Below are 15,441 nucleotides of genomic sequence, written 5' to 3' on the forward strand. Positions count from 1 at the left end.
GAGACGTTTCCAGGGCATTTAACGGCGCGAATGTCGTATTCCGTCGCCACAGCTCATATGGGGAGCTTGACCGAACATTCCAACCCTACGACTTCACAGCTTCGTGAATGCGTCAGTCGGACTAGTGGGTCTTGCCGTGGAGGTCCGCCGCGCTCAGCCGGTCAGGCAATTCCCCAGATTCAAACAGGGCGCGCTGAACGCCAAAACGCAGGACTTCAATCAAATAGGTCAGATCGTCATCATTGGTCTCGAGCGCTTTCAACTCGTCCTCGACCAGCGCCAATACCAGATCCGCGACCTGCAGACGGTCCCGATCATTGTCGGCACGCTGGATATCCGGGAAATATTGCGACAGGCATCTCTGTGTCATCGGCCCATTCCAATCGTTTTCAGGGTTGAAGGCTGCGGTGCCCGAAGCCAGCTCCCGACGACTTCGTCGAGGGGCATTGTGCTGGTCAGGCGGTCGATCAGATCGAAGGATATGTCGCGCACACTCGACGCCGAGCGCGGGCCAACGGCACGGCCACCGACCGCCTCCGGGATCACGGTCAGGGTTTGGCTGCGGGCCACGGCGTCGAACATCGTCGCCATCAGCGAAAACGGCGCAGAGAACCCGACCAGAAAGCAGGGTGGACCCGCATAATGCTTGACCATGCGGCCGAAATCCGGATCCGAATAGGCCGACAGGCCCTTGCGGATAAAGACCGGCTCGCGGGCTCGCGGCCGCAACCCGTCAATCGGTGCGCCCGGCACGGTCAGACCACAATTGATCGCCGGACGATTGCTTTGATACTGGCAGTGAAGGATCGGCCATCCAGACAGGCGGGCTGAGCTCAGCAAACGCCGAATGCGGTCAACGACAAGGTTATTGCTGCCGTCATCGTTCGCCTCGCCCGGATCAAGCGATTCGCGCTGGCAATCGAGCAGAACGAGTGTCGGCAGGAAGGGCGTCATACCAGCTCCTCCGGACGGCGCTGCTTGCGCGATGCGCGTCGCAGGGAGCGGTCGAACGGCCCGGGCCGGTCCCAGTCGCCATCCGGACGGATGATCGCCATCGGATCAGAATCGATCGTGATCGCATTCGCCGGCAGCTCAAGCGGGTGTTCGATCTCGACATATTCATAGTCGGAGAACATGAAACTCGGGCGGCCTGGACGAACCCGAAAACCGTGGGACCGCCAATAAGCAACCCGGTTAAGTTGGGCATGACCAAGCACGCGGCGGTAGCCGCGGCGGGCACAATAGCTCAGCGCTTCCTGCATCAGCGCTCGCATCACGCCATGCCGGCGAAAAGTCGGCAGCACCGCCGCTCGCTCGACCTTGGCGAAATCGGCAAACCAGCGCAGCCGCAAAACACCGACCGGCTCACTGCCGCGCCAGGCAATCAGGTGCGAGGCGGCGACCAGGTCATTGCCGTCATATTCTTCATTATAGGGCGCGCGTTGCTCGCCGAGATAGGTGACGCCGCGCAGGGTCATCGCCATCACGACATGGTCAAAGCTGCGCGCGACAGTGACGCGCATCCGGTCTCGGCTCTCGGCATTCATGCGTAACTCTCCTCTGCAGGCATGCCGCTGCGGACCGCCAGCATTTTTGCAATTCGATGTGGAAATCCGGTGCTTCCAAACAGCAGGGTCGCTCCGTCGGGCCGGCCCAGCGGGACAAAGCCGAGCCGGGACATCAATTTCTGGCCCTGGGTCGAACGCGCACGGGCATAGACCCGAATATCGCCGTAAACCGCGTACCAAACCGCCAGCAGGCCACGCAATGAGGCCGCCTGGTCCATCGGAGACCGTCCGGCCATGCCCCAGGATAACAGCGCATGCGCCTGTTCGGTGGGGCTACAAACCCAGTCACGCTGCGCGTTGGCAAAGCCGAATTGACCCGCAAGCAAAGCATCGACGCCAGCCGATGTCAGCGGGATCGAGGCCAGCAGAGCATTGGCCTTGCCGTCCCTGCGCCGCAGCTGCAGGGCGCGACCAGTCCAGGACTGGACACGCCACAGCGCGTCCGGCCCGGCGATCTCACCCTCGATCAACTCATCGGCAAGCTGGTGAAACTCGTCGATTTGGTGTTCGTAGACCTGTGAGAAACCATGTGGCGCGACAGCTGCATGGAGTTGGTCGTCTTGAAATTGAACGCCAGCCCGGGATCGGCTAGACTCATCGATTGAACTACGCATCGGGCTTCCCAATTGAGGAGTGACCCAATTGGCTTAACACCGCCGCCGGCAACGCGGCTTCTTCGAAGTTGGAATAGTGGATAGTCAGGAAACAGCCATCAGCCTGCGGCGCAATGTGTTCGACTGGGACGATCTACAGATCTTCCATGCCGTTGCGACGACCGGCTCAATGAGCAGCGCCGCTGCCGCATTGGGTTGTCAGCAACCCACTGTCAGCAAACGCATGCGCCAGCTTGAGAGCCGCCTCGGTGCCCAGTTGATTGATCGACGCGCCGATGGCGTCGTGCTGACCCAGGCCGGGGAAGCTGCGCTCGACTATGTTCGCACCATGCAGCGCTCGGCCCAGCAACTGGAATCGCGCATTTCCGGCTCTGATACCTCGAACACCGGCGATGTCACGGTGCACGCGTCCGATGGCCTTTCGACCTATTGGCTGGCGCGTCACCTGCCGCGCTTCATGCGGGTTAATCCCGGCATCAATATGCACGTGTTGCGGGCCGATGCCGGTGTTGGGCCAGGACCGGACGTATCGATCACCTTTGTTCCAGACAAGGACATGGATTCACACACCGAGCCGCTGGGCACCATGCACTACATGCCGTTCGCATCGCGGGAATTCATCAATACCTATGGCGTGCCGAAATCGACCCATGACGTGCTCAATCTGCGCTTTCTCAAGCTGGAGCAGTATGATCGCGGCCTCGCTCTATGGGAGAACCGGGTTGAGGTCGTCGATGCCTACATAAATTATGCATTCCGAACCGATGTAAGCTCCGTCCTGCTCGAGACACTTCGCCATGGCGGTGGAATCGCTATGGCGCCGACCTATCTGGCTGCGCTATATCCGGACGAATTGGTCGTACTCGACTATGATATAAGACAAGACGTACGATTTTGGCTAAAATACATGCCGGGAAGCCAACGTGTAGGGCGCACAAAATGTGTTGGCGACTGGATTACCGAGATATTTGACCCTACAAATAACCCCTGGTTTCGTGAGGAATTTTGCCATCCCGGTGAATTCTGCGATATCGAAGTAATAAAACCACAGACATGAGGTTCCCATGAGTGCTAGAGGCCCAACGAGTATTGACCAGCACGTCGGTGCTCGGCTCCGCCTGCGGCGCAGCCTGCTGGAAATGAGTCAATCAGAGCTTGGCGAAAAGCTTGGCGTGACCTTCCAACAGGTCCAGAAATACGAACGCGGCACAAATCGCATCGGCGCGAGCCGGCTATTCCACGTCGCGCGTGTCATGGAAGTTCCCGTCTCTTACTTCTTCGAGGGCCTTGATGGCGCCGGAGACTCGGAGCTCAAGGGTCCCGATTCCGAAACACTGTATGATTTCATCGCCAGCCCTGATGGCTTGGCCTTGGCATCAGCGTTTTCGGGCATTCGCGACCAGACCGTACGCCGGCGCGTCATCGACCTGCTGCGCTCGCTTTCAGTCTGACATCGAGCGAAGACTTGTCGGGCAGATGAACGAAAACGTCACGGTTTTGCCTGTGTCGCGCCCAGCCTACGCCATATGACCCCCTCAGCTTGAGACCCTCAAAGCTGAGGGGGCATATCATGCGTTCGAAACAACCAGAAACCACACCATTCCGAAACAGGGATGCGAGCGAGCGCGATACACGCGCCATGGCCCATCCCTGGTTTCATCTCAACCTGTCACGCAGCCGACCCGGCTCGTCGCTCGATATGAGCGCAGTGGCCAGGCCGTCCGCAAAGTCCTGAACTTTTCTCGCCAAATTATTCCTCCAGTGTCCTGAACTCGGGCGCAGGGCAAAGGCATGCCGTCGGCTCCGCCATGGGCGGCACCGGTTGGCAAACCATACTCAGCTCACATCTGGAGGAGAATGGAGCGGGCGATGAGATTCGAACTCACGACATTCACCTTGGCAAGGTGACGCTCTACCCCTGAGCTACGCCCGCTCATGTCTATGCGGGGTCTAGCCCCGCCAGGGAGCGGGGTATATCGCGCAAACACCGACGGATTGCAAGGGGGAGATTCCGTCGCGGTGCACAAGGACTTGATCCGGCTCGCCAGTCGGGCTTCAACACATGGATGAGCGCTTCACGCCTTGAATTGTTTGCCCTCCTCGACCGGCTCGGGATCGGGCACGAAACCGTCAACCATCGCCCGATATTCACGGTCGATGAGGGCCGCGACATCAAGGCCACCATGCCGGGCGGACACACGAAAAACCTCTTTCTCAAAGACCGCAAGGGCCAAGCCTTTCTCATCACCGCGCTGGATGAAACCGAAATCCAGCTTAATCGGCTGCACCGGCATCTGGGCAGCGCCCGCCTTTCTTTCGGTCCCGAAGCGTTGCTGCTGGAAACACTCGGTGTCAGGCCCGGCTCAGTGACGGCGCTGGCACTGCTGAATGATACGGCGGGACGGGTGCGCTTTATCCTCGATGCGGCACTGATGGATTGGCCGCTCGTCTACTCCCACCCACTTCTGAACGACGCCACGACCGGGCTCGCACCGGCTGACCTGGTCCGCTTCGCTGAATCGACAGGCCATACACCGCACTTGATTGACTTCACCACCCTGGTTGATGATGAAGACGCCACAATGTAACGCCTTGCACCGGCGGCCCGTGAGGGCCACTTACTCGGCAAGACGCAGCAAGAAAGCCACATCATGACCCTGTTCAATACCGGAGCCCCCGACACCGACGATCTGGTCAAGGACTCCTCCGACAGCAATTTCGTCGCCGATGTCGTCGAGCCGTCAAAAACGGTTCCGGTTCTGGTCGATTTCTGGGCGCCTTGGTGCGGCCCCTGCCGCCAGCTTGGCCCGATGATCGAACATGTCGTGCGCCAGGCCGAAGGCGCCGTGCGTCTCGTCAAGATCAATATCGACGAGAACCCGGGCATCGCCCAGCAATTGCGGGTCCAGTCGATCCCGGCCGTATTTGCTTTCAAGGACGGGCAGCCCGTTGATGGTTTCATGGGCGCCCTGCCGGAGAGCCAGATCAAAGACTTCATCGCGCGCATTTCGGGCAAGGGGCCAAGCGAGGCTGAATTGAAGGCCATCGTCGAGCGCGGCATGACCGGCTTGGAATCCGACGATCTGGGCGGCGCCGCCCAGGATTTCGCCTCCGTGCTTCAAATCGACCCCGGCCATCCCTCGGCGCTGGCCGGTCTGGCCCGTGTCTGGATCAAATCGGGTGATCACGAGAAGGCCGCGCAGATTCTGCAACAGGTTCCTGATGATCGGGCCAATGACCCGGCGGTGGAAGCTGCACGCACCGCGCTGGAACTGGCGGCGGCCACGCCCACCGATGACGGCGTGACGGCGGCGCTGCGCCAAGCTGTCGAGGCCACACCTTCCGATTTGCAGGCTCGCTTCGATCTCGCCGAAGCCCTTCTGGCCAGCGGTGACCATGCCGGCGCCGCCGATCAATTGCTGGCCATTACCGCGCTGGATCGCGAATGGCAGGAGCAGGCCGCACGCACACTGCTGTTGAAGATATTTGAAGCGGCCGGACCGATGAGCGAAGTCGCTCGCGATGGTCGCCGGCGCCTGTCCTCGATCCTGTTTGCCTGAAGGAGACCATGATGAGTGATCCGTCCACCGGATCGGCCAACAGAGTCGTCGATCCGAAACTGCTCGAAATTCTCGTTTGCCCCGTCACCCGCGGCCCGCTGGTCTATGATCGCGAGGCCCAGGAGCTGATATCCGAAAGCGCCGGCCTGGCCTATCCGATCCGTGATGGCATTCCGATCATGCTACCCGAAGAAGCCCGTCAGCTGGAGCAGGCGTGATGGCACGCCCTTGGCCGGAAGAACTGCGCTTCTCCAAAGCCGACAAGGCGCTGCACGTTCGATTCGATGATGGCGTGGCGTTTGCGATTCCCTTCCAAACCCTGCGGGTCGAGAGCCCCAGCGCTGAAGTTCAGGGCCATGGCCGGGATCAGAAAATCATCGTGACCGGCAAGGAGAATGTTCAAATTTCCGCGGCCGAGCCTGTCGGGCGCTACGCCGTTCGGCTGGTGTTCGATGATGGTCATGATAGCGGCCTGTTCACCTGGGACTATCTCTACGCGCTGGGGCAAGCCGAACAGTCGGCGTGAATGGAGCTGGCGTCGCACGGACGCACCGACTAGGCTCGGCAATCAAGCTGCCAATCGGGTGATTCATGCGAATATTTACGGCCTTTGCCGCACTCCTCACCGGTGCCCTGTGCGCCACGTCCGCCCTGGCGGCGCCAGAAGACTTTGTCACCGGGCCCCTGATCGAGGCATATGGCGCCGTCGCTCCTGTCGATAACCAGATGCCGATACCTGAGGGCACCGTGTTCCGGGTTGTCTTCGATGTCTCGACCCCGGCTGATGTTGGCACCCTCAACCGCAACCTGGTCAGCGCAGCGCGTTTCCTCAATATGAATGTGGCCGCCGGCGTCCCTGCCGAAGATATCCATCTCGCCATCGTGGTGCATGGCGGCGCCGTCGAGGACGTCTCGACCGGCAGCCACTACACGCCTGGCGTCGAGCCCGCCAATGCTGACCTTGTCGCCACCCTGCTCGCCCACGACGTCAAGATCTATGTCTGCGGCCAGAGCGCCGCCTATCATGATGTCGGGGTTGAAGATTTGCTGCCCGGCGTCACCATGGCGCTTTCGGCAATGACGGCCCACGCCCTGCTGCAACAGGACGGCTATACGCTGAACCCGTTCTAGAGCATTTTCAGCAAAAGTGGGGACCGGTTTTGCGATTCGAAAATGCGGTAAACCAAAGAACTGGAACATTTTCATTGACCCTGGGGCCGATGAAAACACTCTAGGCCGCGTCCAGCCGTTCACCACGCAGAAGCTTCGGCACATCACCGGTCTCGCCGCCAGCTTGGCGCATGAAAAAGCGCCGGGCCGGCGCGATACTGTTCACGATCGACAGGCCGAGCCCGCGTAATTGCCGCAAAGGCTCGATATCATTGGAAAACAGCCGATTGAAAATATCGGTGCCGGCGGCGAGCGACGCGCTGTCGAATTTGCGCCACGCCTCATAGCGTCGCAGCGTCGTCAGGGCGCCGATATCAAGCCCGACCCGCTTGGCCTCACCACAGATCTCGGCCAGCGCCGCTGCATCGCGAATACCCAGATTGAAACCTTGGCCCGCCAGCGGGTGAATGCCGCGCGCGGCATCGCCGACGAAGGCAATCCGCTCGGCACAGAAGCTCTCGGAAAACCGCAATCCCAGCGGATAGGCCCAACGCGGCCCGACAGGGTGCACCTCTCCGAGGAAGTCCCCGAAGCGTTGCTCGAGTTCGCATTGGAAAGTGTCAGCATCTGCCGCGATCAAAGAGTCCGCCACAGCAGTGGGTTCGGTCCAGACCAGTGAAGCGCGATTGTCAGGAAGTGGCAAAATCGCAAATGGGCCCGAGGGCAGGAAATACTCATAGGCCACGCCGTTATGCGGTTGCGCGTGTTGCACGGTAGCGACCACGCCCTTTTGGCCATAATTCCAACCGACACTGCGAATTCCGGCCTGCTGGCGGGTGCGTGAGAACTTGCCGTCACAGGCCATCAACACTTTGCCCGACAATCGTCGGCCATCGGCCAGAACGACATCGATGCCATCGGGACGGGTCTCATAGCGCTGCGCGGTCGCCGGCGCGATGGAGACAATATTCGGGCGCTGCAGCACCGCATCGGCCAGCACTGCACGCGTATGCCGGTTCTCGGCCATCCAGCCGAGGGGTTCGCCATCGGGGCCTTCGCTGATTTCGCGGCGGTCAAAATGCAGGCTGTGCGGCCCGGGCCCGCCGGGCTTAATACCACCATAGGGGCGGCCATCGCAGACCAGGATGTGTTCGATCCGCGTCGTGTGGGGCCGCAAGGCATCAGCAATCCCCAGCGCTTCAAACAGGCGCCATGAGGTATAGGCGAGCGCTGAAGCCCGGCCGTCGAATTCTGGCGCCAGAGTGGCATCGATCGGCAGGCTGTCGATCACAGCCACGCTCAGACCCGCCTGGTCCATCGCCAGGGCAAGGGTCAACCCGGCCAGTCCACCACCGACAATGATGGCGTCGCCGCTAAAGAATTCCTGTTCGCTCATGCAGCGGAGAATAGGGGATTTTGCGGTCCGGGAAAGCGGGCATCGCGCCGCAGCCGCATTAACCTCTGTTTACCACCCGGATACCCTTGTCGGGCTAAACCGGGGTATGACCAAACGCACGGCAGCCCAAACCGAGACTGAAGCGCCGCAGCCGGGCCGACTCTGGCTCGCCCGGACGACTGACGTCCTGCTGGGAACAGTGATGCTGGTAACGGGCGGTTTTCTGCTCGCCGCCTTGCTGAGCCATAATGCGCTCGACCCCAGCTGGAACGTCTCGGCGCAGGGCGAAGTGCGCAATCTGATGGGCATGCCAGGGGCGAGCGCCAGCGATGTCCTGCTCCAGTCCTTCGGCTGGGCCGCCGCCGGACCGGCGATTGCCCTGATCGTCTGGGGCGGCGCGTTGCTGCTGCGTCACCCGCTGCACCGTCCGGCCTCTATCGCCGCCTGGCGCTGGCTCGCCGCTGCGATTGGAACGACCGGTTTTGCTGCTGCGGCCAGTGCGCTACCTCTGCCCAATGCCTGGCCCTTCGCCAGCGGACTGGGCGGCGCACTGGGCGATATGGCCCTGACCGGACTGGCCAGCCTGCCCGCCTCACTCGATCTGCCTGCGGCGACGGGCATCGCGGCAGCCTTCGGCCTCATCTTCGCCGTCGCCGGGATATTCTTCACCTTCGGGCTGCGCTCACGCGATTTGTCGGCCGCCTATGACGCAGCCGGCCTCGGCTGGGCGACGCTGCGGGTCTGGTTCGACGCCCTGCGTGGCCATGGGATGACGCTGGGGCGGTTATTCGCCGGTGGCGGCGAACGAGCGGACAGCCGCGAGTCGCCGACGCGCGAAGAGCCCGTTCTGCGCCGCGCCATGCGCGCGGCCGATGGCGATGCCAGCGATGAGGACGAGGACGATTACGCGCCGCAACCGGCCTTCAATTCCAGCGTCAAAGTCGCTCCGACACGTCGCTCTGCGGCTTCGGAGCGTGATCATCGTGAGGCCCAGGGCTCGCTGGCTTTCGCCAGGTCCAAGGGTTTCAAACTGCCGCGCCTCGACCTGCTGTCGAAACCACAACAGCGCAATGGCGCAATCGACGAGCTCGCTCTGCGCCAGAATGCCGTGCTGTTGCAGGGCGTACTGACCGATTTCGGGGTCAAGGGCGAGATTGTCCAGGTGCGCCCGGGCCCGGTCGTAACCTTGTATGAGTTCGAGCCGGCCCCGGGGGTGAAGTCATCGCGGGTGATCAATCTGGCCGATGATATCGCACGCTCGATGAGCACCACCGCGGCCCGCGTCGCCGTGGTGCCCGGGCGCAATGCGATCGGCATCGAACTGCCCAATCCCAAGCGCGAAACCGTCTTCCTGCGCGCTCTGCTGAATTCCAAAGTCTTCGAAGAGAGCAAGGCCGAGCTGCCGATGGCGCTGGGTGAGACGATTGGCGGCGACCCGTTTGTCGCTGATCTGGCACGGATGCCACACTTACTGATCGCCGGCACCACCGGCTCGGGCAAATCGGTCGGGATCAATGCGATGATCCTGTCCCTGCTCTACCGGTTGCCGCCGGAAGACTGCCGCATGATCATGATCGACCCGAAAATGCTCGAATTGTCCGTTTATGACGGTATCCCGCATTTGCTGACTCCCGTCGTCACCGACCCGAAAAAGGCGATTGTGGCGCTCAAATGGGCCGTCCGGGAGATGGAAAGCCGCTATCTGCGCATGTCGAAGATCGGCGTGCGCAACCTCGCGGGCTTCAATGAGCGTGTGGCTGTGGCCGAAGCGGCCGGCGAGCCCCTCTCGCGCACAGTCCAGACCGGTTATGACCGCGAAAGCGGCGAACCAATCTTCGAGACCGAGATCATCCAAGCCGAGAAGATGCCGTACATCGTCGTCGTGATCGACGAGATGGCGGATCTGATGATGGTCGCCGGCAAGGAGATCGAGGCGGCGGTCCAGCGCCTGGCGCAAATGGCACGGGCGGCGGGCATCCACGTCGTGATGGCGACCCAGCGCCCCTCCGTCGATGTCATCACCGGCACGATCAAGGCCAATTTCCCGACCCGGGTTTCCTATTCCGTGACCTCGAAGATCGACAGCCGCACAATTCTCGGTGAGCAGGGCGCCGAACAGCTGCTTGGGATGGGCGATCTGCTCTACATGGCCGGTGGCGGACGTCTGCGGCGCCTGCACGGCCCCTTCGTCTCCGACACCGAAGTCGAGGACGTCGCGGCCTATCTCAAAAAGCAGGGCGCGCCGGAATATCTCGATGCGGTCACCGCCGATAGCGATGACGGCGAGAGCGGTGCGCTCGGACTGGACGGCGAAGCCAGCAGCGGCGATGCGCTGTTTGATCAGGCCATCGCCCTGGTCGCACGCGACCGCAAATGCTCCACCAGCTATATCCAGCGCCGGCTGCAGATCGGCTATAACCGCGCCGCGACCTTGGTCGAGCGTATGGAAGAAGAGGGCATGATTGGCCCGTCCGACCATGCCGGCCGCCGCGAAATCTACCTGCCGGAACACAATGTGGCGTAGAGGGTTGCGTGACGGGTTTGGGTGACGGGCATATGAACATTGAGGCCTTGCTCAGGCCGCAATCACACGGCAGCTTGGCATCATGATTACTCTGCTGATTTCCGCCCTGATGCTCCAGGCTTCGGCCAACCCGCCCGACGCCTTGCCCGCACCTGAAACCGTGCAGACCGAGCCCGCACCGGCGACGCTCGACAGGGCAGCGGCGATTGCTGGCGTCAATGCCTATCTCAATTCGATCACAACCTTGCGCGCCCATTTTCTCCAGATCGCGCCGGATGGCAGCCCCTCGCGCGGCGTATTGTCGATGTCGCGACCTGGCCGGCTCTTGTTCGAGTATGACGATCCCTCGCCAATCCGGGTGATTGCCGATGGCACGACTGTCGCGCTGGAAGACCGGGACCTGGAGACCGTTGATCGGGCACCGCTGCGCTCGACACCGCTCTGGTGGCTGTTGAAATCCGATATCGACATCGCCACCGATGCCGAAATTGTCGATATCACGAGCGAACATGGCTTTCTTTCCGTTATGGTGCGCGATCCCGACGGCCAGATGGAAGGCAATATTGAATTTGTCTTCGACGAAGCGAACTATGAGCTGCGCGAGTGGTTCGTCACCGATGCGCTGGGCGAGGTCACCCGCGTGAGCCTTGTTGAGACAGAGGCGGACGTCGCATTGAACCCACGCCTGTTTGTGATTCCGGACCCCAATGAAGGTCGCGATTCGCGGCGTGGGCGCCGCTGACAGCTGCGACATTTTGACCACACGCAATACCTGTCCAATAATTTATTTGCATTATTTTCCAGGCTGTGGCGCTATTACGTCGCTGACTGAGGAAACAAGGGATCGGCTTCGTCCCCCCGCTTGCGGATCCTGAACCCAGTCGCGCCGGCTTAATCCCCTCCCGGCGCTGCGACGAAGCGAATTCGCGCAAAGCTTGGCGCCCGGTCTCCTTCCCCTTGAGACCGGGCGTCTTTCGTTTCAGCTCAGCCTCACACACGCATTTATCCTGTGCAGCCGCGCCGATGGGGGCTAAACAGATTTCATGCAATTTCACGACAATTCCGACGACGTGGATTTCACACGTCTGCTCGAGGAAATCCCTCTGCTCTACAAGGCGCGCGCCTTTGCCGAGAGCCTCAACGCCAATACCTGGTTCTCCAGGCTTGGCGAGCCGCTAGACCCGCGCGATCGCACGCTGGCCCGCGCCTATCTCGACGGCCTCGGCTTCCCGGAGGCCGAGCCGGCCCTGCTTTCCGACTGGAGCGAAGCCGCAACGGCTGCCGAAAGCCTCGATCGCGATCCGATTGGCTGGGAGGCGGAGGAGATGCTGCGCGCTGGCCTGATCACCCGTGTGCTTGAGCGGCTCGATGAGGAAGCGGTCAATGTGGCCCTGTCCCAGGTCGGCAGCAAAACCCATGATTCCTCGCGCGATGCCGTCGAGGAAGCTGCGGCCATCGATGATATCGAGGATATGGAACTCGTGCATGCCGCCGCCGGCGCCCTGGCACAAGCCGCCAATGGCGCGGCGCTGGTGATCATGGCCGAGGCGGAAGACGATGACCCGCCACACCCTTTCCTCGCTCGCTGGCGTCTGTTCGCACGTGGCCGCTGGCCGGTCGGCCTTGCCGGTGCCAGCTATAATATTCTCTGAGATTTACGACGAAAGAACACAGCCATGAGCGGTATTTCGATAGCGAGCTGGAACATCAATTCTGTGCGTCTGCGCGCACCGAGCGTGGCCGCGTGGGTCGCCGAAGCCGATCCGGACGTGCTGTGCCTGCAGGAGATCAAATGCCTGAGCGAACAATTTCCTGAAGAGGCCTTTCGGGAAATGGGTTTTCGGCATTTCCACATTCGCGGCCAGAAAGGCATGCACGGCGTTGCCATCGCATCCAAGCTGCCGCTCGAAGACCTGTCAGACGAGGATTTATGCCCGCGCGCCGAAGCCCGGCATCAACGCGTCGGCGTCGCGGGTATTGAATTGCACAATTTCTACATCCCGGCCGGTGGCGATGAGCCAGACCCGGCGATCAATCCCCGCTTCGCCCACAAGATGGAGTTCCTCGCCAAGCTGGAGCGCTATTTTGGCGCGCGCGCCGCTGAGAAAACACCGCTGATGCTGGTCGGCGATTTCAACATCGCCCCCTATGAGCATGATGTCTGGTCACACAAGCAATTGCTCAAAGTCGTCAGCCACACGCCGGGCGAAGTCGAGGCCCTGGAGCGCATTCGTCTCGCGGGCCAGTTCAGCGATGTCGCGCGCGAGCTGATCCCGATGGACGAGAAAATCTACACCTGGTGGAGCTATCGCGCCAAGGATTGGAAGGCCGCCAATCGCGGCCGCCGTCTCGACCATATCTGGGTCTCGCCGGAACTGCGCGACCAGGCCGTTTCCGGTGGCCGCGACGCCCTCAAGATCTGGGATGATGTCCGCAGCTGGGAAAAGCCGTCAGATCACGCGCCGGTCGTGCTCAAGCTGAACCTCTAGGCCCTATCAGTCAGGCTGCGGTCCGAGTATCGGCGTCCAGTCATAATCGTCCTGACGCAAGCCATGCCGGGTGATCCGGTCATATTCGCGTTGCCGCCGCTGCAGCTCGGACATGGCCGTATCGCCAATCGCCTGCATCTCATCATTGAATGTGGTGCAATCGGCGTCCCGTCCAAACGCCAGCAATGCATTGTAGAGATCGAGTGCGGCAGCATAGGCCAGGGTCGCGTGCCCGTTCTCATGCGCCTCGAGCACGGCCAGGCGGCGGTCCCAATTGGCGCGCCGTGAGCGACTGGCACGCTCATAGCCGACCCAATGCGGGTAGCGGATGGTGATGTCGAGCGGGATATCGATGACGGTAGCGCTGCAGCGTCCGTCCAAATTCTGATATTGCCAGAAGCTCGACATATAGGTCTGCGTGTCGGCGTCGACACCCAGGGGCCCGCTAAACTGGACGCTCTCATTCAAGAGCCGGTCATTGCGGCCCTCGACATCGTAAAATTGAAGATCGACCCGGACCGGAATCTGTTCGACATGCGGAAATTCGGGCGGTGCCTGGCGCGCCGAGGCGGGGCTGCAAAAGCCTATTGTGAACAAGGCGATCGCAAGGCCGAAAACGACCCGCGCGCCCATTTCAGTGCACCAGCCTGTATCCGCCGCTCTCGGTGACGAGCAGGCGCGCATGCGATGGGTCCGCTTCGATCTTCTGGCGCAGACGATAGATATGGGTTTCCAGCGTGTGGGTAGTGACCGCCGGATTATAGCCCCACACCTCGTGCAACAGCTCTTCGCGCGGCACGGCCTTGCTGCCGGCGCGGTAGAGATATTTGAGGATGTTGGTTTCTTTCTCGGTCAGACGGACCTTTTTCTGGTCAGCGGTGAGCAAGAGCTTCATCGATGGCCGGAATTCATAGGGGCCAACCTGGAACACAGCGTCCTCGCTCTGCTCATGACTGCGCAAATGCGCCCGCACCCGGGCCAGCAGGACCGAGAATTTGAACGGCTTGGTGACATAATCATTGGCGCCGGATTCGAGGCCGAGGATCTGATCGGAATCCGTGTTCTGGCCGGTCAGCATCACGATCGGCGCCGTGACGCCATTCTTGCGCATCAGGCGGCAGGCATCGCGGCCGTCCATGTCGGGCAGATCGACATCGAGCAGAATCAGATCGGCCCGCTGGTCGCGCGCCGCCGTCATCCCTTCGCCCGCATTACGCGCCGAGAGTGTTTGAAATTCTTCATGCAAATCGAACTGCTCGACCAGGGCGTCGCGCAGATCGTCATCATCATCGACGATCAGGATGGTTTTTTGTGTGCTCATGACGCCAATCATGCCGATTTCCCACAACAAGGCAAATACTACCGAGTGGTAGGATATACCCGGCAATATTTGCCGGGTTGAGATGGGGGGCCTTATTCCAAGCGCTTGATTTCTGGCCTGAATATTGCTTGTTAACCGTGGAGTCCGGGCTCCGGACACCCTGCCGTGGTGGGGAAGGCGACGGGGACGCCGGACATGGCCTTTGGTCGTGACGAAGGCGTCCCTCGCCGACCACCCTGACCTTGCCGGAACCCTGCCATGGACTGGATTGCCTCTGCATCAGGCTGGATGGATCTGGCGGGCAAACGCGTCCGGATCGCGCTGGGCCGCAGTGGCATTTGCCCCGAAAACCTCAAGCAGGAAGGCGATGGCGCCACACCAACCGGTCGCTATCAACTGCGCCGGGTGCTCTACCGCGCCGACCGGATCAAGGCGCCACAGACCGCGCTGCCCGTTCGCGCCATCGCTCCGGATGACGGCTGGTGCGACGATCCCGGCGACCCCGCCTATAACCGCCCGGTACGACTGCCTTATTCCGCTCCGCATGAAACACTTTCACGTGAGGACGGGCTTTACGACATCATCCTGGTGGTCGGGCATAATGATGACCCGCCCAAACCCGGCGCCGGCTCGGCGATCTTTCTCCATTGCAAGCGTGGTGATTACGAACCGACAGAAGGCTGTATCGCGCTCGACCCCGCCGATGTCAGGCTCCTGCTGTCACAGGCCAAGCCTGGCGACTGGCTGGTGATTGAAGCCTGAGAGCATTTTCAGCAAAAGTTGAAACCGGTTTTGCGGTTCGAAAATGCGACCCCTAAAGACCCGGCATTTGTCGCAAAAGTGGAAGCCGGTTTTGCGG

At 61.3% G+C, this 15,441-nt stretch carries 19 protein-coding genes and 1 tRNA gene; 12 read left to right on the forward strand and 8 right to left on the reverse strand.

What is annotated here, in order from left to right:
• Positions 1-121 precede the first annotated feature (121 nt).
• From AAC029_RS08310 to AAC029_RS08325, 4 genes are read right to left on the reverse strand one after another with little or no spacing between them, the layout of a single operon-like run.
• Positions 122-370, reverse strand: a complete 249-nt coding sequence (locus AAC029_RS08310; protein ID WP_339746246.1) for a hypothetical protein — start codon at positions 368-370, stop codon at positions 122-124.
• The gene (locus AAC029_RS08315) at positions 367-954 is read right to left on the reverse strand and encodes an isochorismatase family protein (RefSeq protein ID WP_339746248.1); all 588 of its coding nucleotides are present in this window, start codon (positions 952-954) and stop codon (positions 367-369) included. The genes AAC029_RS08310 and AAC029_RS08315 overlap by 4 nt, the downstream gene beginning before the upstream one ends.
• Positions 951-1,547, reverse strand: coding sequence for a GNAT family N-acetyltransferase (locus tag AAC029_RS08320; protein WP_339746250.1), 597 nt, complete (start codon positions 1,545-1,547; stop codon positions 951-953). Before AAC029_RS08320 ends, AAC029_RS08315 begins: the two co-directional genes overlap by 4 nt.
• A complete protein-coding gene (locus tag AAC029_RS08325; protein ID WP_339746252.1) occupies positions 1,544-2,182 on the reverse strand; it encodes a hypothetical protein in 639 nt (212 codons plus the stop codon). Before AAC029_RS08325 ends, AAC029_RS08320 begins: the two co-directional genes overlap by 4 nt.
• A 76-nt stretch (positions 2,183-2,258) precedes the next feature.
• Between AAC029_RS08325 and AAC029_RS08330 the strand changes: the two genes are divergently transcribed.
• Positions 2,259-3,239, forward strand: coding sequence for a LysR family transcriptional regulator (locus AAC029_RS08330; protein WP_339746255.1), 981 nt, complete (start codon positions 2,259-2,261; stop codon positions 3,237-3,239).
• Positions 3,240-3,246: 7 nt separating this feature from the next.
• Positions 3,247-3,633 (forward strand): helix-turn-helix transcriptional regulator, encoded by a 387-nt coding sequence (locus AAC029_RS08335; protein WP_339746257.1) that lies wholly within the window; start codon positions 3,247-3,249, stop codon positions 3,631-3,633.
• 407 nt (positions 3,634-4,040) lie between these two features.
• Here AAC029_RS08335 and AAC029_RS08340 read toward each other — a convergent pair.
• Positions 4,041-4,115: transfer RNA gene (locus AAC029_RS08340), tRNA-Gly, on the reverse strand.
• A gap of 133 nt (positions 4,116-4,248) precedes the next feature.
• On the opposite strand from AAC029_RS08340, the gene AAC029_RS08345 reads away from it, so the two are divergent.
• The 5 genes from AAC029_RS08345 to AAC029_RS08365 all read left to right on the forward strand — a co-directional run bounded on the left by AAC029_RS08345 (position 4,249) and on the right by AAC029_RS08365 (position 6,873).
• On the forward strand, positions 4,249-4,770 hold the full coding sequence (locus AAC029_RS08345; protein WP_339746259.1) for a prolyl-tRNA synthetase associated domain-containing protein: 522 nt from the start codon (positions 4,249-4,251) through the stop codon (positions 4,768-4,770).
• A 63-nt stretch (positions 4,771-4,833) separates the two neighbouring features.
• Positions 4,834-5,742, forward strand: a complete 909-nt coding sequence (gene trxA, locus AAC029_RS08350) for a thioredoxin (RefSeq protein WP_339746261.1) — start codon at positions 4,834-4,836, stop codon at positions 5,740-5,742.
• Positions 5,743-5,753: 11 nt separating this feature from the next.
• The gene (locus AAC029_RS08355; protein WP_339746263.1) at positions 5,754-5,960 is read left to right on the forward strand and encodes a Trm112 family protein; all 207 of its coding nucleotides are present in this window, start codon (positions 5,754-5,756) and stop codon (positions 5,958-5,960) included.
• On the forward strand, positions 5,960-6,268 hold the full coding sequence (locus tag AAC029_RS08360; protein ID WP_339746266.1) for a DUF971 domain-containing protein: 309 nt from the start codon (positions 5,960-5,962) through the stop codon (positions 6,266-6,268). Before AAC029_RS08355 ends, AAC029_RS08360 begins: the two co-directional genes overlap by 1 nt.
• A 65-nt stretch (positions 6,269-6,333) precedes the next feature.
• Complete coding sequence (locus AAC029_RS08365) at positions 6,334-6,873, forward strand: DsrE family protein (protein WP_339746268.1); 540 nt, start codon at positions 6,334-6,336, stop codon at positions 6,871-6,873.
• Between the two features lie 100 nt (positions 6,874-6,973).
• Here AAC029_RS08365 and AAC029_RS08370 read toward each other — a convergent pair whose 3' ends face one another.
• Positions 6,974-8,248, reverse strand: coding sequence for a UbiH/UbiF/VisC/COQ6 family ubiquinone biosynthesis hydroxylase (locus AAC029_RS08370; RefSeq protein WP_339746271.1), 1,275 nt, complete (start codon positions 8,246-8,248; stop codon positions 6,974-6,976).
• Positions 8,249-8,354: 106 nt separating this feature from the next.
• Between AAC029_RS08370 and AAC029_RS08375 the strand changes: the two genes are divergently transcribed.
• From AAC029_RS08375 to xth, 4 genes are all read left to right on the forward strand, one after another.
• Positions 8,355-10,772, forward strand: a complete 2,418-nt coding sequence (locus AAC029_RS08375; protein ID WP_339746273.1) for a DNA translocase FtsK 4TM domain-containing protein — start codon at positions 8,355-8,357, stop codon at positions 10,770-10,772.
• A gap of 82 nt (positions 10,773-10,854) precedes the next feature.
• A complete protein-coding gene (locus AAC029_RS08380) occupies positions 10,855-11,514 on the forward strand; it encodes an outer membrane lipoprotein carrier protein LolA (RefSeq protein ID WP_339746275.1) in 660 nt (219 codons plus the stop codon).
• A gap of 301 nt (positions 11,515-11,815) precedes the next feature.
• Complete coding sequence (locus AAC029_RS08385) at positions 11,816-12,424, forward strand: hypothetical protein (protein WP_339746278.1); 609 nt, start codon at positions 11,816-11,818, stop codon at positions 12,422-12,424.
• Positions 12,425-12,448: 24 nt separating this feature from the next.
• On the forward strand, positions 12,449-13,261 hold the full coding sequence (gene xth, locus AAC029_RS08390; protein WP_339746281.1) for an exodeoxyribonuclease III: 813 nt from the start codon (positions 12,449-12,451) through the stop codon (positions 13,259-13,261).
• A gap of 6 nt (positions 13,262-13,267) precedes the next feature.
• Here the strand turns inward: xth and AAC029_RS08395 are convergent, their stop codons facing one another.
• Together AAC029_RS08395 and AAC029_RS08400 are read right to left on the reverse strand one after the other, a co-directional pair.
• Complete coding sequence (locus tag AAC029_RS08395; protein ID WP_339746283.1) at positions 13,268-13,894, reverse strand: DUF922 domain-containing protein; 627 nt, start codon at positions 13,892-13,894, stop codon at positions 13,268-13,270.
• A gap of 1 nt (position 13,895) precedes the next feature.
• Positions 13,896-14,582 (reverse strand): response regulator transcription factor, encoded by a 687-nt coding sequence (locus tag AAC029_RS08400; protein ID WP_339746285.1) that lies wholly within the window; start codon positions 14,580-14,582, stop codon positions 13,896-13,898.
• A 258-nt stretch (positions 14,583-14,840) separates the two neighbouring features.
• On the opposite strand from AAC029_RS08400, the gene AAC029_RS08405 reads away from it, so the two are divergent.
• A complete protein-coding gene (locus AAC029_RS08405; RefSeq protein ID WP_339746286.1) occupies positions 14,841-15,344 on the forward strand; it encodes a L,D-transpeptidase family protein in 504 nt (167 codons plus the stop codon).
• The last annotated feature ends 97 nt before the right edge of the window (positions 15,345-15,441 follow it).

This window comes from uncultured Maricaulis sp. (genome assembly GCF_963975345.1).
Lineage (GTDB): Bacteria > Pseudomonadota > Alphaproteobacteria > Caulobacterales > Maricaulaceae > Maricaulis.